This is a genomic window from Coriobacteriaceae bacterium, from assembly GCA_025992705.1.
Taxonomy (GTDB): Bacteria; Actinomycetota; Coriobacteriia; order Coriobacteriales; family QAMH01; genus QAMH01.
Window position 1 is genome coordinate 541,148 of record DAJPGJ010000001.1, and the last position, 15,807, is coordinate 556,954.

At 59.6% G+C, this 15,807-nt stretch carries 17 protein-coding genes and 1 pseudogene; 17 read left to right on the forward strand and 1 reads right to left on the reverse strand.

The window, feature by feature from the left end:
* Nucleotides 1-5: 5 nt before the first annotated feature.
* The 13 genes and pseudogenes from map (at nucleotide 6) to OIM11_02455 (ending at nucleotide 7,474) form a co-directional block, all read left to right on the forward strand.
* Nucleotides 6-773, forward strand: coding sequence for a type I methionyl aminopeptidase (gene map, locus OIM11_02395; GenBank protein ID HJI99988.1), 768 nt, complete (start codon nucleotides 6-8; stop codon nucleotides 771-773).
* An 89-nt stretch (nucleotides 774-862) separates the two neighbouring features.
* The gene (gene infA / locus OIM11_02400) at nucleotides 863-1,081 is read left to right on the forward strand and encodes a translation initiation factor IF-1 (GenBank protein HJI99989.1); all 219 of its coding nucleotides are present in this window, start codon (nucleotides 863-865) and stop codon (nucleotides 1,079-1,081) included.
* A gap of 128 nt (nucleotides 1,082-1,209) precedes the next feature.
* Nucleotides 1,210-1,323: a 50S ribosomal protein L36 gene (gene rpmJ, locus OIM11_02405; GenBank protein HJI99990.1), complete on the forward strand. Its 114-nt coding sequence runs from the start codon at nucleotides 1,210-1,212 to the stop codon at nucleotides 1,321-1,323.
* Between the two features lie 14 nt (nucleotides 1,324-1,337).
* Nucleotides 1,338-1,709, forward strand: a complete 372-nt coding sequence (gene rpsM, locus OIM11_02410) for a 30S ribosomal protein S13 (protein ID HJI99991.1) — start codon at nucleotides 1,338-1,340, stop codon at nucleotides 1,707-1,709.
* 13 nt (nucleotides 1,710-1,722) lie between these two features.
* Nucleotides 1,723-2,121 (forward strand): 30S ribosomal protein S11, encoded by a 399-nt coding sequence (gene rpsK, locus OIM11_02415; protein HJI99992.1) that lies wholly within the window; start codon nucleotides 1,723-1,725, stop codon nucleotides 2,119-2,121.
* 19 nt (nucleotides 2,122-2,140) lie between these two features.
* Entirely contained in the window at nucleotides 2,141-2,734 is a 594-nt protein-coding gene (gene rpsD, locus OIM11_02420) for a 30S ribosomal protein S4 (protein HJI99993.1), read from the forward strand.
* Nucleotides 2,735-2,779: 45 nt separating this feature from the next.
* On the forward strand, nucleotides 2,780-3,721 hold the full coding sequence (locus OIM11_02425) for a DNA-directed RNA polymerase subunit alpha (protein HJI99994.1): 942 nt from the start codon (nucleotides 2,780-2,782) through the stop codon (nucleotides 3,719-3,721).
* A 15-nt stretch (nucleotides 3,722-3,736) separates the two neighbouring features.
* A pseudogene (gene rplQ, locus OIM11_02430) lies at nucleotides 3,737-4,111 on the forward strand (50S ribosomal protein L17).
* 402 nt (nucleotides 4,112-4,513) lie between these two features.
* On the forward strand, nucleotides 4,514-5,353 hold the full coding sequence (locus OIM11_02435; GenBank protein HJI99995.1) for an energy-coupling factor transporter transmembrane protein EcfT: 840 nt from the start codon (nucleotides 4,514-4,516) through the stop codon (nucleotides 5,351-5,353).
* A gap of 11 nt (nucleotides 5,354-5,364) precedes the next feature.
* Nucleotides 5,365-6,138, forward strand: coding sequence for a tRNA pseudouridine(38-40) synthase TruA (truA, locus tag OIM11_02440; GenBank protein ID HJI99996.1), 774 nt, complete (start codon nucleotides 5,365-5,367; stop codon nucleotides 6,136-6,138).
* 70 nt (nucleotides 6,139-6,208) lie between these two features.
* Nucleotides 6,209-6,430 carry a phosphopantetheine-binding protein gene (locus tag OIM11_02445; GenBank protein ID HJI99997.1) on the forward strand — a complete coding sequence of 74 codons (222 nt, stop codon included), beginning with the start codon at nucleotides 6,209-6,211 and terminating at the stop codon, nucleotides 6,428-6,430.
* A gap of 3 nt (nucleotides 6,431-6,433) precedes the next feature.
* A complete protein-coding gene (locus tag OIM11_02450) occupies nucleotides 6,434-6,916 on the forward strand; it encodes a hypothetical protein (protein HJI99998.1) in 483 nt (160 codons plus the stop codon).
* 9 nt (nucleotides 6,917-6,925) lie between these two features.
* Nucleotides 6,926-7,474 carry a hypothetical protein gene (locus tag OIM11_02455; GenBank protein ID HJI99999.1) on the forward strand — a complete coding sequence of 183 codons (549 nt, stop codon included), beginning with the start codon at nucleotides 6,926-6,928 and terminating at the stop codon, nucleotides 7,472-7,474.
* On the opposite strand, the gene OIM11_02460 is transcribed toward OIM11_02455, so the two are convergent.
* Entirely contained in the window at nucleotides 7,424-8,014 is a 591-nt protein-coding gene (locus tag OIM11_02460) for a Maf family protein (protein ID HJJ00001.1), read from the reverse strand. The genes OIM11_02455 and OIM11_02460 overlap by 51 nt on opposite strands.
* A 100-nt stretch (nucleotides 8,015-8,114) precedes the next feature.
* Between OIM11_02460 and OIM11_02465 the strand changes: the two genes are divergently transcribed.
* The 4 genes from OIM11_02465 (at nucleotide 8,115) to OIM11_02480 (ending at nucleotide 15,798) form a co-directional block, all read left to right on the forward strand.
* On the forward strand, nucleotides 8,115-8,771 hold the full coding sequence (locus OIM11_02465; protein HJJ00002.1) for an HAD family hydrolase: 657 nt from the start codon (nucleotides 8,115-8,117) through the stop codon (nucleotides 8,769-8,771).
* 12 nt (nucleotides 8,772-8,783) lie between these two features.
* Nucleotides 8,784-11,573, forward strand: a complete 2,790-nt coding sequence (locus tag OIM11_02470) for a PD-(D/E)XK nuclease family protein (GenBank protein HJJ00003.1) — start codon at nucleotides 8,784-8,786, stop codon at nucleotides 11,571-11,573.
* The gene (locus tag OIM11_02475) at nucleotides 11,573-14,992 is read left to right on the forward strand and encodes a UvrD-helicase domain-containing protein (protein ID HJJ00004.1); all 3,420 of its coding nucleotides are present in this window, start codon (nucleotides 11,573-11,575) and stop codon (nucleotides 14,990-14,992) included. The genes OIM11_02470 and OIM11_02475 overlap by 1 nt, the downstream gene beginning before the upstream one ends.
* Before the next feature lie 113 nt (nucleotides 14,993-15,105).
* Nucleotides 15,106-15,798 (forward strand): DUF3990 domain-containing protein, encoded by a 693-nt coding sequence (locus OIM11_02480; protein ID HJJ00005.1) that lies wholly within the window; start codon nucleotides 15,106-15,108, stop codon nucleotides 15,796-15,798.
* Nucleotides 15,799-15,807 lie beyond the last annotated feature (9 nt).

Genomic DNA, 15,807 nt, shown 5'->3' on the forward strand with positions numbered 1-15,807 from the left:
CTGCCATGAAGCGCTTTCGCCGCGACGGCGTCAAGATTAAATCGCCTGCCCAAATTGATGCAATGAAGGCAGCCGGCCACCTGAGTGCGCAAGCACTCGAGGTGGTCGGTTCGCTTATGAGGCCAGGTGTGAGTACGGCCGAGCTCGATGCGGCTGCCGAGAAGTGCATCGTCGAAACAGGCGGAACCCCGGCGTTCAAAGGATATGGTGGCTTTCCCGCCACTATCTGCGCCTCGGTGAACGACATGGTGGTGCACGGCATTCCGAGCCCCGACGTCATCCTCGAAGATGGCGATGTCGTCTCGATCGATACGGGCGCGATTGTCGATGGCTGGGTTGGCGACAATGCCGAGACCTTCATCGTCGGCACGCATGACAAGCAGCATCAGGATCTTCTCTCTGCGACGCTTGCGGCTATGTGGGCGGGCATTGACCAGGCGTTTCCCGGAAATCATCTGGGTGATATCGGACATGCGATACAGAAGGTCATCGAAGATGCCGGCTTCAACGTGATTCGCGAGTATTCGGGCCATGGCATCGGGCGTAGGATGCACGAGCCTCCCAACGTCCTCAACTACGGCGTTCCCGGCCAGGGCGTGAAACTCGAGGAAGGCATGGTCATCGCAATCGAGCCGATGGCGGTGAGCGGGTCTCCGCGCGTACGCACCATATCGGATGGATGGGGAGTCGTCACATGTGATGGAAAGCCCGCAGCGCACTTCGAGCGAACCATAGCCATCACCAAGGATGGCCCGCTCGTCCTGACCAAATAAACGTTCGCAAAAAAATCTGGAATTGCCGCTTCGTTTGAAGTAGTATGTTTCATTACGTTTGCCGTGATTCAAATGGGAGAGTTGTATTCGTGAGCAAAGAGGATGCCATTGAACTAGAGGGAAAGGTCATCGAGCCGCTCCCCAACGCGATGTTCAAAGTCGAGCTTGAGAATGGCCATCAGGTTCTGGCCCATATCTCAGGCAAGATGCGCATGCATTACATCAAGATCCTTCCGGGTGACAAGGTGACGGTGGAGCTTTCGCCGTACGATCTCGACCGTGGCAGGATCACCTATCGCTATAAGTAAGGATTGCGGCATACCGCAATGCGTGGGGTGCCTGGGCACCCCTGTCGTCTGAGCAAGAAAATTACCGCCTGCGGCTGGGCGTAACGATAAAAACGAAGTGTAAACACTTTCGGAAAGGTAAGGACATCATGAAAGTACGTCCTTCAGTAAAGAAGATGTGCGATAAGTGCAAGATCATCAGGCGTCATGGCAAGGTGTTCGTGATTTGCGAGAACCCGCGCCATAAGCAGCGTCAAGGCTAAGAGGGGGAGCGACATTGGCTCGTATACTCGGTGTCGACCTTCCGCGCGACAAGCGCGTGGAGATTGGTCTGACTTACATTTATGGTATCGGTCTCACCCGCGCAAAGAAGATTTGCGAGGAGACCGGCGTTAATCCTGACACGCGCGTGCGCGACCTCACCGAAGAAGAGGTCGTCAAGCTTCGTGACAATATCGATGCGAACTACACGGTCGAGGGTGACCTGCGTCGCGAGACGTCGCAGAACATCAAGCGACTGATGGAGATCGGCTGCTATCGTGGCCTGCGCCATCGTCGTGGCCTGCCTGTTCGTGGTCAGCGTACTCACACCAACGCTCGTACCCGCAAGGGTCCGCGTCGCCAGATCGGCGCTAAGAAGAGGGGCTAGGTGAGAGGACAACATGGCTAAGAAGCAACAGAACACGACCCGCGTTCGTCGCGCAGACCGCAAGAACATCACGGTTGGTCAGGCTCACATCAAGAGCACGTTCAATAACACGATCGTTTCCATTACCGATACCCGTGGCAACGTCATTTCCTGGCAGTCCGCTGGCACGGTTGGATTCAAGGGTTCCCGCAAGTCCACGCCGTTCGCGGCGCAGATGGCTGCCGAGAAGGCCGCCAAGATGGCCATGGAGCACGGTCTCAAGAAGGTTTCCGTGTTCGTGAAGGGCCCCGGCTCCGGCCGCGAGACCGCCATCCGCTCGCTCCAGGCAGCTGGTCTGGAAGTTGCGAGCATCCAGGACTGCACGCCCATTCCGCACAACGGTTGCCGTCAGGTCAAGCGTCGTCGCGTCTAGCTTAGAAAGGTAATACGTCATGGCAATTAACAGGACCCCGGTTCTGAAGCGCTGCCGCCAGCTTGGCATCGATCCCATCGTTCTGGGCTATACCAAGGAATCCAAGAAGCAGCCCAAGCAGCGCCGTCGTCAGGAGAGCGAGTACGGTCGCCAGCTTCGCGAGAAGCAGAAGGCCAAGTTCATCTACGGTGTACTCGAGAAGCAATTCCGCGGCTACTTCCACAAGGCCCGTCGCATGCAGGGCGTTACGGGCGAGAACCTCATGAGGATTCTCGAGTCCCGTCTCGACAACGTCGTGTTCCGCCTGGGTTTTGCGCGTACGCGCAAGGAGGCCCGTCAGACGGTCACGCATGGTCACATCACGGTTAACGGCAAGCGCGTCGACATCCCGTCGTATCGCGTGAGCCCTGGCGATCTCGTGGCAATCGCCCCGGCAGCCAAGGAGCTTCTCGTGATCAAGAGCGCCCTCATCTCCAACGAGCGCGTTCAGGTTCCCGCCTGGCTCGAGGTTGACATCGAGAAGCTGCAGGGCAACGTCATCTCGCTGCCGACACGAGACCAAATCGACTTGGATATCCAGGAGCAGCTCATCGTCGAGCTCTACTCGAAGTAATTCTTACCCTGTCCTATCCGATTAAAGTCTCGAGGAGGCTACTTAATGACTGAGTTCATGAAGCCCAATATCACCGTCGAGCAAGTCGATGACAACATTGCGCGGTTCGTCATGGAGCCGCTCGAGCGTGGCTACGGCCAGACGCTCGGCAATGGTATGCGTCGCGTCCTGCTGTCCTCCCTGGACGGCGCTGCGGCAACCGCCATCAAGATCGAGGGCGTGCAGCACGAGTTCACGTCTGCTCCCGGCGTTGTCGAGGATGTCACCGACATTGTTTTGAATATCAAAGGCCTGGTCTTCGCCCCCTTTGCCGGTGGCGAGGAGGCTACCGCCACGCTTTCCGCGCAGGGCCCCTGCGTGGTCACGGGCGCCGATCTGGAAGTTCCCACCGAGTTCCAGCTCATCAATCCGGATCACGTCATCGCGACGCTCTCCGAGGGCGCGCAGCTTGAGATGTCGGTCCGCATTGGCGTTGGCCGTGGCTACGTCCCTGCCGAGCGCAACAAGCGCCCGGAGGATCCCATCGGCATCATCCACGTCGACTCGCTGTTCTCGCCGATTCGTCGTTGCACCATGGACGTCACGGATACCCGTGTCGCACAGCGCACCGACTACGACAAGCTCATTCTCGAGGTCGAGACCAATGGCGCCATCAGCCCCGTCGATGCCGTCTGCCAGTCCGCCAACATCATCAACCAGCACATGATGGCCTTCCTGTCGCTCGACGAGAGCAACGAGGAGGTCGAGGTGACGAGCATCTTCGCCCCCGAGGGCCCGAGCAAGAACACCGAGCTCGAGAAGCAGATCGAGGACCTCGATCTGTCGGTTCGCTCGTACAACTGCCTGAAGCGCGCCGGCATCCACTCGGTGCGCCAGCTGGTCGAGTATTCCGAGAACGACCTGCTCAACATCCGCAACTTCGGCGCCAAGTCCATCGAAGAGGTTAAGGACAAGCTTCAGTCGATGGACCTCAGCTTGAAGCTTTAGTACGTAGGAGATTCAATGAGGCATTACAAGAAGGGCCGCAAGCTGGGTACCGACGCCAGCCATACCAAGGCCATGAAAAAGAACCTCGCGGTTGCGCTGTTCACCAACGACCGCATCAAGACCACGGTCACGCGTGCCAAGGAAGTCCGCGGCACCGTTGAGCGTATCATTACCTGGGCCAAGAAGGGCGACCTGCATTCTCGTCGTCTGGCCATCGCCGCCCTGGGCGACAAGGAGCTCGTCCGCGAGGTCTTCGAGAAGGCCGAGCAGGGCATGTGGGCCGACCGCAACGGTGGCTACACCCGCATCCTGAAGCTTGGTCCGCGCAAGGGCGACAATGCCCCCATGGCGATTCTCGAGCTCGTCGAGGAGGCCGTGACCCCGAAGGCCAAGGCCGACGACAAGCCTGCCAAGGGCAGCAAGAAGTCCGCTGCCAAGAAGGCCGCGAAGCCCGAGGACAAGAAGGACGACATCGAAAAGTTCGCCGAGGGCGAGGCCGACCGTATCGACGCCGACGCCGAGACCGATGTCCGCGAGGATGCCGTCGAGGCCGAGAAGGCCGAGGACGAGGCTTCCATCGAAGAGGCTGTTCTCGAGGAGCAGGAGGCAGAGGTCGCAAAGGCCGAGGCCGAGAACATCGAGAAGATCAAGGAAGAGGTCTCCGAGGAGGAGAAGGAGCTTATCGACGACGTCAATCCCGTTGCCGGTGACGAGGCTGCCTTCGAGGAGACCGTCGAGGAGTCGGAGAAGCACGAGGCTGAGTAACGGCCAGAGTGCGTATCGGGGGTAAAGATGGCGCAGGCGCTTGCCTTTGGCACCTACATTCCCGGCACGAGTCCCGTCCACACTTTGAATGCGCAGGTCAAGATTATCTTGGCCTGCGTTTTTTCTATTGCCGTCTTCTTTGTCGAGAGCTGGCTGGGTCTGCTCATTGTCACGGCGTTCGTGACGATGCTCTACATGATGGCGCATGTTCCCGTCACCAAGGCGGCACGGGGCCTCATCCCCATCATCTTCATCCTGGTGTTCACCATCGTCGTGCATGCGTTCAGCATCAGTCTGGGATCGGCAGCGGCGCCGGGCTTGAGCCAGGCAGGTTCCTTGGGGCTCACGCAGCAGTGGGTGCTCTTTGGCAGTTTCGGCATCACGCTTGATGGCCTGGCACGTGGCCTTTTCTTCGCCCTGCGCATCGTGCTGCTCGTGCTCATCTGCTCGCTGCTCACCTTTACGTCATCGATGATGGAGCTCACCGATGCGATGCTGCGCATCTTTGGGCCTTTGAGGCGCTTTGGCGTGCCGGTCGATGATATTGCGATGATGATATCGATTGCCCTGCGCTTTATCCCCACGACGGCGCGTGAGGCGCAGATGATTCAGCTCGCCCAGAAGGCGCGTTGTGCCAACTTCGATGATGGCAACCTCTTCGTGCGTCTCAAGGCATGGATACCCGTGTTCATTCCGCTCTTCGTGCGCCTCTTCAGGCGTGCCGACGATCTTGCCGATGCCATGGATGCACGCTGCTATGCGGGCGGACGACGCACGCGCATGAATGTGGCAACGCTTTCTGGGGCAGACATCGCGACGCTCATCATCGGCATCGTTGCAATCGTCGCGCTCTGCGTGTTCTTGTAAGGGAGGCGGAGATGCCACAGCAATCGCTCGTGCTCACCATTGCCTATGACGGCACGGCATATGCGGGGTTTGCCAAGCAGAAGGACGAGCATGTCGTCACGATTCAAGGCGAGCTCGAACGGGCGCTTGCAACCTACTTTCGGCATCCCGTCGAGACGGTGTGCGCGGGGCGCACCGATGCGGGCGTGCATGCGCTCGGGCAAGTCGTGTCATGCGTGCTCGATGAGGCCGAGCTTGAGGGCGTCGCGCCATCGCGCCTTGTCATCTCGCTCAACGCACTCACGCCTGATGACATTGCCATCAAGTCCGTGCGTTTTGATGTGCCCACGTTTTCTGCTCGCTTCGATGCCAAGAGTCGCGAGTATCGGTATCGCATCGTGACGGGCTCAGTTCCGCCGCTGTTCTTGCGCAGCTATGCTTGGTGGCGCAAGGGCTCGCTTGATATTGAGGCCATGCGCCGGGGTGTTGCTCATCTCATTGGCGAGCATGACTTCAAGTCCTTTTGCAAGACGGCAAGTGCCGAAGGTAAGACAACCATGCGCTGCGTGAACGAGGTATCCATTGAGGTTGAGGAACAGATGGGGGAGGAATGCCTCGTGATAAAGGTCATCGGCAACGCCTTCCTGCATTCAATGGTACGCACCATCGTCGGCACACTCGTACAGGTGGGTGCTGGGCATCGCGACCCCACCTGGGTCGCCGAGGTTCTGGCGGCGCGTGATCGTGGCGCTGCGGGCGAGACCGCTCCCGCCTGCGGCCTCACCTTCTGGCACGTGAACTACTGAGCAACGTGCCTCATCCCCCGTTGCCAGAGACGTGACGTTTCGTTATGCTGCCCATGACGAAAGGAGAACCATGGCTACCATTGACACCATCAGGAAGATTCTCGAGGACAACCTCTCCATTGAGCCGGAGCAGGTCGAGGAAGACACCACGCTTGATTCCATCGATATCGATTCGCTCGACCTCGTTGAGCTCATCTGCGATATCGAGGATGCCGAGGGCATCGATTTCGGCGAGCCCGAGGGTCTCGAGACCATCGGCGACATCGTCGAGCATATCGATTCGCTCAAGTAGTTTATGAACAGAATCAGCGCATGGCTCTACAAGTTCATGCAAGGGCGCTACGGCTTTGACCAGCTAGGCCAAGCCATGAGCGTTGGCGTGGTCGTCATGTGGATCTTCTCGATCCTCTGTGGCGTCCTCGCCAACATGCTGCGCCTTGTGTGGATCGCATGGCTATCGACCATCCTCAATTGGGTCGGGCTCATTCTGCTTGTCCTCATGCTCTTTCGCATGCTGTCGCGTAATGCGGATGCGCGCCGGCGTGAGAACGAGGCTTTTCTGCGGCGTCGCACGCGCCGTGCAGAGCGCAAGCGCGCCTCCTCTAAGGACATCTCGTCAAAAGGCAAGGGCAAGACCAAGGACAAGACAAATGCCGATGCCGGCTACAAATATCTGAGCTGCTCGTTTTGCGGACAGCAGATGCGTGTGCCGGCTGGCAAGGGCAAAATTGCCGTGAAGTGCCCGTCATGCGGCGAGAAGACCATCGTGCAAAGTTAGGCAAGACGTATGGAGAATTACAGCGACTATCGCGAGACCCCGCGGACGGGCAGGACGCCCGGTCATTCGGGTCATGAACATGAACCGCAGCCCGTCGATCCGTCGGTCCTCACCGACGATCGCGACAACCCCGACCTTCTCACCTTCGAGAAGACCTGGGGACATCGCGTGTTGGCGGGTCTCGGCGTCGCGATGCTCGTTATCGCAATCATCCTCATCGCGTTTTGCATCGTGCAGCTCATCCGCGTCGCCGATGTGGCGGCGCTCATGCCCGATATCGGGCTTTTGGGCGCGTACTTGTATGGCACGGCTCTTGCGTGCGGCGTCGCGCTCATCCCGCCTGCCGTCATTGCGATTTACGTTGCCAAGCATCCGAGCAAGGTCATGATTGCCATCGTCATGGCAATCATCGCGCTCGTGCTTGTCGTTGCGTTCTTGGGATATGCTCTTGCGATGACGCCGCAGTACGTGGTCACGGCACTGCTCTATGCGCTAGCGCTTGCCATTCTACCCGTTGTCTACCTCATCGCCGCCCTTAAGATCAAGCGCTCGCTCTAGACGTGCGACAGGTAACCCAACCACGTTGTCATAATCGCCCTCGATGTGGTCGACGAAGGCGCCGGCCGCACCTTGTATGCCGTAGGCGCCGGCTTTATCGAGCGGCTCTCCTGTGGTGACATACACCGTGATTTCCTCGTCGGAAAGCTCTCTGAAGCAAACGTCGGTGATTTCCGCGAAGGTTTCGCAATTGCCCTCGTGCGCGAGGGCAACACCTGTGATGACCTGGTGCGTTTTGCCCGACAGCTCACGAAGCATGCGATGGGCATCGCGTTCGTCGAGCGGTTTGCCGAAGACGCGCCCGTCGAGCACGACGATGGTATCGGCGCCGATGACGGTTGCGCTGGCGGGCTGTCCAGAAGCGACGGCGAGCGCCTTGGCACGCGCGTTGTGCATGGCAACGTCAACGGGCACCATGTCCTTCGGGGCAATCTCGTCAGCATCGCTTACGACGACGCGAAACGTGCGACCCATCCGTGCAAGCAGTTCCTTGCGCCGGGGCGATCCTGATGCCAGTATGAGTCCGGTTTCGTCGTTCATGATCTGCAGTGTAGCGCGATTTACCCATACCCGCGGCGCATGATAAAAAAATGTCACAGCCCTGCGGTAGAATCTTTGGCACCTAAAGAAAGGATGCGTTGTGGATACAGTACTTTTCGATATGGATGGCACCTTGCTCGATACGCTCGATGATCTGCAGGTGAGCGTCAACTACGCGCTCGAGCAATCGGGTCTTCCACTCGTCACGTTCGACGAGACGCGCGAGGCGGCCGGGTACGGCTCCATCGTGCTCATCGAGCTTCTCACCAAGCACGCCTTCGTAACGGGCTCGCCCGAGTTTCAGCGCGTCTTCGATGATTTCAACGCGCACTATAAGGCGCATTGCAATGATGCGACGCATCCGTATCCGGGCATCATGGAGCTACTCGCCGGTCTCAAGGATCGCGGTATCAAGATGGCCATCGTGAGCAACAAGATTCAACCCGAGACCGAGGCTCTGCGCAAACTTTGGTTCGCAGATTACATTCCCGTCGCGGTTGGTCGCGTCGAGGGCATCGCTCCCAAGCCAGACCCTGCCATGGCTCTCAAGGCGCTCGAGCAGCTCGGCGCACGGCCGCAGGAAGCATGGTTCGTAGGCGACTCTCAACCCGACGTACGCACGGGCAAGAACGCCAGATGCACGAGCGTTGCCTGCACCTGGGGCTTCAGGGATTTCGCTACGCTTGAGGAAGAATATCCCGATTTCATCATCGATAGTCCGCTCGAGCTTCTCGACATCGTCGACGCGAGCCACTAGAAGGTCTGCGCGATGGGGGTAACGACGGTCAGCACGCTTGACGCGCTGCTTGAGGCGAGTAACGCTGCTTTGCTGCGCGCACAAGGCGAAGGTGCCGCTGCCACGCTCATCGTACCCTCGCATGCATGGGGGCAGCAGCGCAAGCTGCAGCTCCGCACGCTTATTGGCACTGGTGTCGATGTCGTGACGCATGCGCAGTTCGTGAGCCAGCTCTGGGATGTCTACGGTGATGGCTCCACCATCGTGGCACCTGCCGAGCGCAAGGTCTTGCTGCGCCCGCTTGTCACGCAGGTTGCCCTCTTCGATGCCTCGCCCTCTCCTGACTTCGTCACGCAGCTTGCCGCGTTTGTCGAGGAAGCCATCTATCCGGGGCTGTGCCCGAGCACCGCGTTATCGAGCTCGGAGTCAAAGCTCATGGAGCTCGTATCGCTCTATGAGGCAAAGCTCGAGCATGAAGGCCTTGTCGAGCTTGCCCAGGCCGAGCACGTGCTCATGCAAGAGGGCGTCTGTCGGGGCATGCACCTAGTCTTCGAAGCCCCCGACTTGCATAGCGCACATCTGCGCCGCTTCATCGCCGGGATCGAGCCAGGCGCGTCAGTTTCCGTCCTTCAGCAGCATCTCGACATTAACGCGGGCGCTTTGCCAGAAGACGACGAGCTCCTTGCCTTGCGCCAGTGCCTTTTCACGGGCAAGGGCGGTGCTCGGGCGCAAGGCCACGTGCGTGTGGGCGAGGCTCACGGCGCGCATGTCGCAAGCGATGTGGTCACGGGTCTCGTGCGCAGCATGCACGAGGAAACCGGCATCGGGTATGCGGACATGCTCGTTTGCTGCGCCAACGCTGCCGATGCATACCCGCGTTTGCATGATGCATTTGCGCGTGCGGGTGTTCCCTTTGCCACGCAGTTTGCCGTGCCTTGTGCGCGCACGGGTCTGGGCGCTGCGTTCTTTGCGCTCGAGACGATCGTGCAGGCGGGTGATGATGCGCCCTTCGAACCCTTCGTCGATGTGCTGTGTGGTCCTTATGCGGGGGTACCTACCCAAGATGCTCGTGCCTTGCAAATGCGCTGGCGCGAACAAGCCGGCTCGGTGCCATACAAGAGAATGCGCGACGTGCGCGAGGGCTTCGCCCAGGGCAATGCGAGCGCTGCCATCACGCGCGAGCGTCTTGAACCTCTCGTGCAGCTCATCGATGCTTCGCGCGCCGATCGCGTCAGGCTTCTCTTCGAGCACGCACGCTCGGCGCAGCTCGATGTCGACACGCTTGTCGACGACTGCGCGGCAGCCGAGGCTTTGCTGGACTATCTTGAGCTCTGCGAGCGCTTCATCTGCGAGCCCGATGCCGATGAGATGGCGAGTCTTCCCGTCATGCTCAATCGCTCATACGGCAACCAGGAGGAGGCCCTTCGCATCGTCGATCCGGGCGCGCTCGGGACCATTCGCGCGGGTGCCATCATTCTATGTGATCTGGATGCGCGTCATTATCCGATGGCATTGCAGGGCGGCCCGTTCGACGCGCTCATGCGCAAGCTTGGCATCGAGCGCGCAGACACGCTTGCCCGCGACCAGCGTATTATGCTGCTCAACGCCATCGAATCGTGCGAGGGTTGCTTTGCCTTTACGCGCACGACACACGATGCAGGTGGTGACGAAAGCTGTCCGAGCGCGCTGTTCGAGGAGCTCGTCGCCGCGTATCGCAGTTCCGAGGAAGACGAAGCGGGGCTTTCCGTCCAGGCTGTCCCGCAAGCTCTCAGGCCATGGCTGCTTGCGTTGAACGAGGCTGACGTCTTCTTCGCGAGCGAGGGGCCGCATGACGATGTCTCGGTTACGCGCGGTTCGCTTGCATTGGCTGCGATGAAGAAGGACCTGACACACGATCTCAAGGACAAGCCCCTGACGTTTTCGCCTACGGCTCTCGAGGATTATTACCGCTGTCCGTATCGTTGGTTTGCATGTCGGCGCGTGGGCTACAACGGCATGGACGTCACATTCGATGCAGCCGCTCAGGGCAATCTCGTTCATGCGACCATGGAGCGTTTCTACCGTTGTCTCAAGCAGGCCGGGCATGATCGCGTGACGGAGCAGAACGTGGACGAGGCGCTTGCCATTGCCAACAAGGCCTTCGACCAGCAACTTGAAGATGACCAGTCGCGCGAGCGTCGGGGTCTCTACCTGCGCACCGAATACGACTCATGCGCGTGCGAAGAGCTGCGTCAACAGGTCTTCGACCTCGTGCGTCGTGATGCCACGTTTTTGCCGGGCTTCATCCCTATCTACTTTGAGCTTGAGCTTGGCCGTTCCTCAGAGCAGCTTCTCGAATACGCCGGCGTGCCTGTGCGTGGCAAGGTCGATCGCGTCGATGTCGATGCGGAGGGAAACGCCGTCATCATCGATTACAAGCTCAGTGGCCTTTCTGCTGGCTACGGCTTCGGCCGTGACGACGAGCTGCCGCAGCGCATCCAGACCGACATATATGCCACGCTTGTCGAGCGGCACTTCGCGGCGCTCGGCACGCCACTTCACGTCGTTGGCTCCGTCTATCGTTCATATGCCAAGAACGCGTTGCGCGGTGTCTATGCGCGCGGCATACCGTGGGGTGACACCGAGCAACTACGCGAGGACTTCGATGCGTTGCCTCGTGCCGGTAGCGACGAGGGGTACGATGCGTATCTCACGCGTGTCGAGGATGTGCTCGCATCATGTGTCGAGCGTCTCCGTGCGGGTGACATTGCGCCGGCTCCGCTCTCGAGCGACGTGTGCGAGTACTGCAAGGCGGCTTCGTTTTGTCCCAGGAGAGGTGCCTGATGCCTCTTACCCCTAGTCAACAAGCTGCGGTCGAAAGTGCCCACGAGCCGTTATTCATCCAGGCTGGCGCCGGCACGGGCAAGACCTTTACGCTCACCAAGCGCATCGCATACGGTCTCTCGCAAGAGTCGGGGCCGCTCATCGGCGATGTCGATCGACTGCTCACCATCACGTTTACCAACAAGGCTGCAGGCGAGCTTATCGGCCGCGTGCGCGCCGAGTTGCGTGCACAGGGGCTTGACGAAGAGTCCCTCAAGATTGACGCCGCCTGGATATCAACCATCCATTCGATGTGCCGCCGCATACTGCTTTCGCATGCCTTCGATGTCGGTGTCGACCCAGGTGCAAACTTGCTCACCGAGGACGAGACGCAGGCGCTTTCCGCCCTCGCGCTCGATGCGTTGTTACAGGACAACGCAAAGGACGCGCGTCTCATCTTGCTTTTCGACAATCTTGGTGTCGAGAGCGCGACGAAGCTCATCAACAGCCTGTCAGAATTGCTCATGCTCGCGCCGGGCGGCAGGGATGATTTCGATTTGGGGCCAGCTCCTGCGCCGGCTCGCGTCATCGCCAGTCGCGTGCAAGGGCTCCTCGCCACGTATCAGGGGGCACTTGCCGAGCTCGACGAGTTGGGACTTCCCGAGGGCAAGATAACGTATGTCCAGAATCGCGATAAGGTCGCTGCGGTAGCAGCGGCTCTCGAGGCGCTGCTTGCCAGCCAAAAGGGCACTCCTTCCTGGAGCGCGCTTGCCAACGCCATCGAGGAGTGCAGGCCACCAGGTGGAGGCAATCTCTCCGCACCCTATAACGGCATCTTCGCCGAATGCAGAGATGCTCTGCTCGAGGTCGCAGCTGAGGCACAGTCTGCGAGTGCGTACGAGCTTCTGCGGGCGGCGCTCGACCTTGCGGCAGAGCATCTCGAGCGCCATCGTGCGCTCAAGCAAGCGCAAGGTGCGCTCGATACAAATGACCTGCTCATCGCGACGTACAAGCTGCTCGACGAAGACGATGAACTAGCGCGGACATATCGCGAGAGCTTCGACTCCGTCATGGTCGACGAGTTCCAGGATACGGACAACTTGCAGGTTGGCATCGTGAGCAAGATATGCGACGAGGACCTTGCGACGCTGGCCACAGTGGGTGATGCGCAGCAATCAATATACGGCTTTCGCGGGGCCGACCTCGAGGTATACCAGCGTACGCGTGCCATGATGCGCGAGCGCGGCTCCAACGAGGTCGAACTCACCGTTAACTATCGTTCGCAACCCGACATCCTGCGTTTCGTCGAGGACATCTTCTCCAAACCGGAGTTCTTCGGTGGGGAGTTCCTCAAGGTGAGTTCGGGTCGCGAGGAAGGGTTCAACCCGTCATGGCTTCTGCCAGACGAGCCACGTGTGAAGATACTCCTCTCGGCCGGTCACAAGGCAGAAAAGGGGCAGGGAAGAACTTCGGTTGACGCGTTGCGCCAGGCCGATGCCGTGGCGCTTGCCGATGAATTCGAGCGCCTACACGCACAAGGCGCCCCGTATGGCGACATGGCGATTCTGCTCCAGTCGACGAAGGGCGCCAAGGCAGGTCCCTACCTGCGCGAGCTGCGCAAACGCGGCATACCGGTCATCGTCTCGGGCGGCTCGGACTTCTTCTTGCAGCCTGAGGTTTTGACCGTTGTCATGTTGCTACGCGTTTTGGCAGACCGTGATGATGACGAGGCGCTCTTCGATTTGCTCGGCTCGGACTTCTTCAACGCAAGCGATGACGCGCTGCTCGTCCTGTCGGTCATCAACCGCCAGCGCCTCAGGCTCTTGCCCGGTGAGTCACGCGCCAAGTCCTCGCTCTATGACGCGCTCTGCCTATATATCGAGGAAGCGCAGGACGATGCCGATGAGGCGCTCGCGCGTGCGTTCGATACGCTCGAGTATGCGCTTGCTGTCTCACCGAGCATCCCTCTCGCTCAGCTCGTGCGAGAGACCATCGCGCTTTCCGGCTGGCAAGCCACGCTGTCTGCGCGCGGTATCGAGGGCGGTGCGGTTTTTGCGAATATCGAGCGCGCATGTGATCTCATCGAAGACTACGAGCAGCTTCACGGACATGCGCCTTTTGCCATGAGCGCCTATTTCCGCAGCCTCGTCGATCTCGCTCGTGAGGGCAAGGGCGCTCGTGCCAAGCTCGGAACACTCGTAAGCTCGGGTCAGGATGCCGTCTGCATCATGACGATTCATAGCTCCAAGGGTCTGGAGTTTCCCATCGTTGCCGTTGCGGAGTTCGAAAAGAGCGCGCGTCATACCGGTGCATCGCTCATTTCGCTTTCCGAGGAGGGCAGACGCTATCTCGCGCTTGGCGTTACGGGGTCGAGCGCCGCCGCACGCTACCTTGCCGACGAAAACCAGGACCCTGGCTCCTTCGCCTTTGCCAGCGAGGTCGCCGAGCATCGGGCTCATGCCCATCAGCTCAAGAAGCTGCGCGATGCACAGGAGCAGCAGCGTTTGCTCTATGTCGCGCTCACGCGTGCGCGAGACAAACTCATCCTCGTGGCACATGATGGCGCTTTCGCATCCAAGGGCGACTTGTCTGCGGGCCTCACGAGCAGCTGCCTGCACGCGGTGTTTGGCAAGGAGATTCCCACGCAGCATGCAAGGATCAGGACAGATGCCGGGGCGCTCGTGGAGCTTGCCATCACCGAAGTTCCCTACGGGGTGCAAGAGGAGCAGGCAGACGACAAAGAGAACTCGCTCGTCGTCACGCATCGTTATCCGGTTTTTGAGCTGCCACCGCGTATTTCGGCGCAGCCGCTTGATCGCAGGCAAATCTACTCGTATTCCTCGATTGCGCATCGCGATGCGCAACACCGTGAGCTTGTCGCTCCCGCAGTTACCTTGCATGATCGCTCTCAGGATGTCGAGACGGTCAGCCCCGTCGGTTCGTCATTTCACCTTGTCGCGCAATGGCTTGCGTCGGTTCCGCGTGCCGATGAACGCGGCATTGAGCGTCGCATGCTCGCCACCGCGCATCGCTATGGGCTCGATGAGGAGCAACGCACGCGGCTTGCCAACGCGGTCGCCGCCTGGGTCTCATCGGAGCGTTACGCCATGGTGCAGGAGCACGAGCGTCGCCATGCGGAGTACGCGTTCTGCGTCGATGTCGAAGGCATTCCGCTCGAAGGCTACATTGACCTCATATGCTTTGACGGCGAAGGGGGAGCCCTGGTCATCGACTACAAGACGGGCACGAGCGGACAGGGTGAGGACCTGCACGAGCGTTACGTCCTGCAGGCGCAGTGCTATGCCTACGCGCTGCTGTCCTCGGGCGCCTGCGAGCATGTCGACATGGCGTTCGTACGTCCCGAGGCCAACATGGAGGAAGTGCTCTTTAGTTTTGACGCGAGCGATGCTCCGGCGCTTGCGCAGAAGATCCTTGGGTAGGATTGCGCGGCGTGCGCGTCGCCGTTGCATATGTGTGGCAGGGAGCCAGACCCCCTGATACATAGAGCACACGTGATATACTATGACTCTGTAGAGTCATAGTAAGGACAAACATGAGCATAATCCATCTTCATCATGGATCATCGATGGTGGTAAGGGGGCCAAGCATCGATAGGTGCAAACCGCACAATGACTACGGGCGTGGGTTCTATTGCACGCGCAGCTTGGAACTTGCCAAGGAGTGGGCGTGCCAGCAGGGACATAGTGGCTTTGCGAATACCTATGCGATTGATATGGAGTCGCTCGACGTTCTCGACTTGAATAGCGGTCCGTTCAACATCCTTCATTGGCTCACCCTGCTTCTCCAGAATCGGACCATTCGGCTCGCGAGTCCCGTCATGGTCCAAGGGGATGCATGGCTCAAGAAACACTTTTCGATTGATGTTTCGTCAGCAGATGTCATCAAGGGCTATCGTGCCGATGACTCGTATTTCGGCTTCGCACGCGCGTTCCTACGCAACGAGATTACGCTCGAACAGCTCTCTCGCGCAATGCGCCTTGGCGAGCTGGGGGAGCAACACATGGTCAAGAGCCCCCGTGCCTTCGATGCGCTCGATTTCGTGTCGTGCGAGCCCGCGCAAAGCGCTGTCTACTGGGCAAAGCGAACAGCGCGCGACGATAAGGCGCGCAGAGATTTTCGAGAACTGGCAAGCGTTCAGGAGCATGGTGAGCTTGCAAAACCCGCACTATATATCAGCACCCTCATGACACTGGAGGAGGATGACCTTCATGCATGCTTACGCTGAGACCTACCT